General features: G+C 62.8%; 3 protein-coding genes. 1 reads left to right on the top strand and 2 read right to left on the bottom strand.

Annotated features, from left to right (window positions below; genetic code table 11):
* On the bottom strand, positions 1-804 hold an 804-nt coding region (locus tag Q0H50_RS08775), incomplete at its 3' end, for an undecaprenyl-diphosphate phosphatase (RefSeq protein WP_294421522.1).
* A 346-nt stretch (positions 805-1,150) separates the two neighbouring features.
* Between Q0H50_RS08775 and guaA the strand changes: the two genes are divergently transcribed.
* Positions 1,151-2,746, top strand: coding sequence for a glutamine-hydrolyzing GMP synthase (gene guaA, locus Q0H50_RS08770; RefSeq protein ID WP_294421520.1), 1,596 nt, complete (start codon positions 1,151-1,153; stop codon positions 2,744-2,746).
* A 618-nt stretch (positions 2,747-3,364) separates the two neighbouring features.
* Here guaA and Q0H50_RS08765 read toward each other — a convergent pair.
* On the bottom strand, positions 3,365-3,778 hold the full coding sequence (locus tag Q0H50_RS08765) for a helix-turn-helix transcriptional regulator (RefSeq protein ID WP_294421518.1): 414 nt from the start codon (positions 3,776-3,778) through the stop codon (positions 3,365-3,367).
* Between the last annotated feature and the right edge of the window lie 95 nt (positions 3,779-3,873).

Here is a 3,873-nt window from a genome sequence, read left to right as displayed (position 1 = left end):
GCCCGCCGCCCCGAACTTGATGCACTTGACCAGACCCCAGCCGAACATGATGGGGATGGCCAGGAAGAACGTGAACTCCGCTGCAGCGGTCCTGCTGCAGCCGCACAGCATGCCGCCGATGATGGTGGCGCCCGAACGGGAGGTGCCGGGGATGATGGCGAGCACCTGGAAGCAGCCGATCTTCAGGGCCGTCTTCCAATCGATGTCGTCGACGTCGGCGATGCGGAAGATGCTGCGCTCTGCGGCGGCGTCAAGGTCGGCCGCGCAGGCATGCGCAGGCGCGGTGTGTGCCGGAGCCTCCACGCGCGCATGGCGGCCGCGCACGGCCGAAGGCTGCTCGGCACGGGCGCGCGCCTGGTTTTGCACGGCGGCGCGGGCGCGGCGCATACGCTGGCGGTTGCGGCGTTCCATGACGATGAACACCACGCCGTACAGGACGAGCATGGCGGCAACGGTGACCTTGTTGTAGAAGTGGGCGTTCACCCAGTCGTCGAGCAGGATGCCCACGATGGCGGCCGGGATGCACCCGATGGCCACCATCCCCCACAAACGCCAGGTCGCACGCTTCTCATCGGCGCTTTTGCGCGGGCTGAGCGGATTGAGCTTATGGAAGTACAGCGTGAGCACGGCCAGGATGGCACCGATCTGGATAACCACCAAAAACAGCGCAAGGAACTCGGCGGACACCTGCAGCTGCACGAAATCGTCGACGAGGATCATATGGCCCGTCGAGGAGATGGGCAGCCACTCGGTGACGCCCTCGACGACGCCGATCAATAGGGACTTCAACGCTTCGATGATCATGTTCCGCCTTTCGGTGAGCCGTACACGCGCAGACGCAGGCCGGAAGAGCCTGCGATTCCGCACGGATTCGAAATTGTAGAAGGCGGCGAAGCGCCGTGCGCGCGGCAAGGCGCGCAGGCCCCGATAAACCAGAGCGGGCGCACGATTTCTTTACCTGCATTTGATGTTGCGAGGGCGAAACGCAGGCCATAACGTGGACCTTGCATAGCGTTGTGTTGAAGAAACGCAGCCGACAAGTATGGATTAGCGCAGCTTAATGTACAATCGCCGATACGAAAAAACGCAGAGAAGAGTGCAGCCGCAAGCGCGGCCGGGCAGCGTGATACAACCGAAGAAGGAGCCTCTAGTGAGCACCGCATCGTCCAGTTCCACCAACCAGAAAGTCGTCGTGTTCGACTTCGGCGCGCAGTACGGGCAGCTGATCGCCCGCCGCGTGCGCGATTTGAACGTGTACTCGGAAATCGTCCCGTGCGACATCACCGCCGACGAGGTGCGCGAGATGGCGCCGGCCGCCATCATCCTCTCCGGCGGCCCGGCATCCGTCAACGCCGAGGACGCTCCGCGCGTCGACCCCGCCATCTACGAGCTGGGCGTGCCGATCCTGGGTTTCTGCTACGGCCATCAGGTCACTTCCGTCACCCTGGGCGGCAGCGTGTACCACCCCGAGGTGGGCGAATACGGCCCCGCCACGCTGCACGTCTCCGGCGGCCAGCTGTTCGCGGGCACGCCCGCCGATCAGACCGTGTGGATGAGCCACTTCGATGCCGTCAAGGACATCCCCGAGGGCTTCACCGTGGTCGCCTCCACCGACGTGTGCCCCGTCGCCGCCATGGAGTGCCCCGAGCGCAAGATCTACACCACGCAGTTCCATCCCGAGGTCAAGCACACCGAGTTCGGCAACCAGATGCTGAAGAACTTCCTGTTCGAAATCTGCGGGCTTGAGCCGAACTGGACCATGGACAACCTGGTGGACACCCTGACCGCCGATTTCCGCGAGAAGGTCGGCTCCGACCGCGTCATCCTGGCCCTTTCGGGCGGCGTCGACTCCTCCGTGGTGGCGGCGCTTGGCGCTCGCGCCGTCGGCAAGCAGATGACCTGCGTGTTCGTCAACCATGGCCTGCTGCGCAAGGGTGAGCCCGAGCAGGTCGAGGACGTGTTCACCAAGCAGTTCGACGTCGACTTCATCCACGTTCACGCCGAGGAGCGCTATGCAAAGCTGCTTGACGGCGTCACCGACCCCGAGCAGAAGCGCCGCATCATCGGCACGCAGTTCTGGGAGGAGTTCTTCGCCGTGGCCCAGCAGCTCGACGGCGTGAAGTACCTGGCCCAGGGCACCATCTACCCCGACATCATCGAGTCCGGCGCGCGCAAGACGGGCGGCAAGGCGGCAACCATCAAGAGCCACCACAACCTCATCCCGTTCCCCGAGGGCGTGCACTTCGACCTGATCGAGCCGCTCGACCACTTCTTCAAGGACGAGGTCCGCGCGCTCGGCACGGCGCTGGGACTGCCCGACCACATCGTGCATCGCCAGCCCTTCCCCGGCCCGGGTCTTGCCATCCGCATCATCGGCGCGGTTTCGCCCGAGAAGCTTGAGATCCTGAAGAACGCCGACGCCATCGTGCGCGAGGAGCTTGACGCGTACAACCAGCGCCTGTTCGAGGAGACCGGCGAGCGCAACAGCGAGCACAGCTGCTGGCAGTACTTCGCCGTGCTGCCCGACATCAAGTCGGTGGGCGTCATGGGCGACGAGCGCACCTACCAGCGCCCCATCATCCTGCGCGCCGTGGAAAGCTCCGACGCCATGACCGCCGACTGGGCGAAGCTGCCCTACGAGCTGCTGGCGAAGATCTCCAGCCGCATCGTGGCCGAGGTGCCGGGCGCCAACCGCGTGTGCTACGACATCACCCCCAAGCCCCCCGCGACGATTGAGTGGGAGTAGGCTGATAGGGTTCTGACCTGCACTTTTGAGTGCCACACTGTGCCGCTGAGTTTCGTTTCGTACGAGAGTCATGGCAAAGCCGCCAGCGACGGCGGTGAGTAAAAGCGATAATCTGGCCTCCGTTTCCGCGTCGGGACGGGGGCTATTTCTTTGCCTTTTTACTCCCTTTTACCTGCGATTTCGCTATTTACTCCCCCGTGTTTCAAGACGGCAAAGTACGGGGCGGTATTCGGAGGAATGGGAGTAAGATTTTATTCCAAGTGAGTGGACGCGCGATTTTTGTCCCCGAGAACGAAAAGGGGCCGTTTTAGGTCCTTTGAAACTCAAATCGAACTCAATAGGCTTTTCGGCGGTCTCCGCATGGCGTTTCCCCAGGTCGTTAATGGGGAGTAAAGAATCTCGCCGCCTCAATGAAAACGGGAGTAACCAAGGGAAATGCCGCGGTGTGCTGCCGTGTGCCGCCATGTAAGCCACCGCGTCATTTACTCCCCATTTACGCTTGAAATGCCTTGGCATGCAATGGAGAGTAAAAACTCAGCATACGCAGGGGCGAGCAGCGCTCACCGCTAGCCTGGCGTCCTGGTTCGATTGCGTTGATTGCGAAAATGCGGGGAGCCGCTACAGCGAGGCTTTCCAGTCCTCGTACTCTGCGGCGTCGATCTCGCCGTTCTCGAGCTGCGCGCGCTTCTCTGCCCACAGCTCGATCGCCATCGCGGCTTTGGGTGCGTGCGGAGCCTTGGGGTTCAGGGAGAGCCCCGATCCGTCGGCTGCGGGCACGATGCCGAAGGAGTCCTCTAACCGCACGAGCAGCGACATGAGGTCGCCCGCGTTCTCGACGCCGTAATCCTTGAGGGCGTTGACGGACACGCCTAGCGCTGCGGCGATGGATTCGAGCAGTTCGGGCTTCACGGCGCGGATGCCGCTCTCGTAGTGGCGCACGGCCCCCTCCGTCAGACCGACCGCCTCGGCGAGCTGCGCCTGTGTCATGCCGCGCGACTTGCGGTACCGCCTTATGTTCTCGCCTACGGACATGCGCCCTCCTCCTGGAATTACGTACCAGCACATCTTATCAGCGTACGCAAATGTACGCAATTCTATTGACAGTACAGATATGTACGTTTACTCTG

The sequence above is a fragment of the uncultured Senegalimassilia sp. genome (genome assembly GCF_934632265.1).
GTDB lineage: Bacteria > Actinomycetota > Coriobacteriia > Coriobacteriales > Eggerthellaceae > Senegalimassilia.
Note: the sequence above shows the minus strand (reverse complement) of the source record. Positions and strands in the feature narration are given on the sequence as shown.

Coding starts and splice junctions, on each gene's coding strand:
- Q0H50_RS08765 (WP_294421518.1), bottom strand. CDS start 3,778: ATGTCCGTAGGCGAGAACATAAGGCGGTACCGCAAGTCGCGCGGCATG.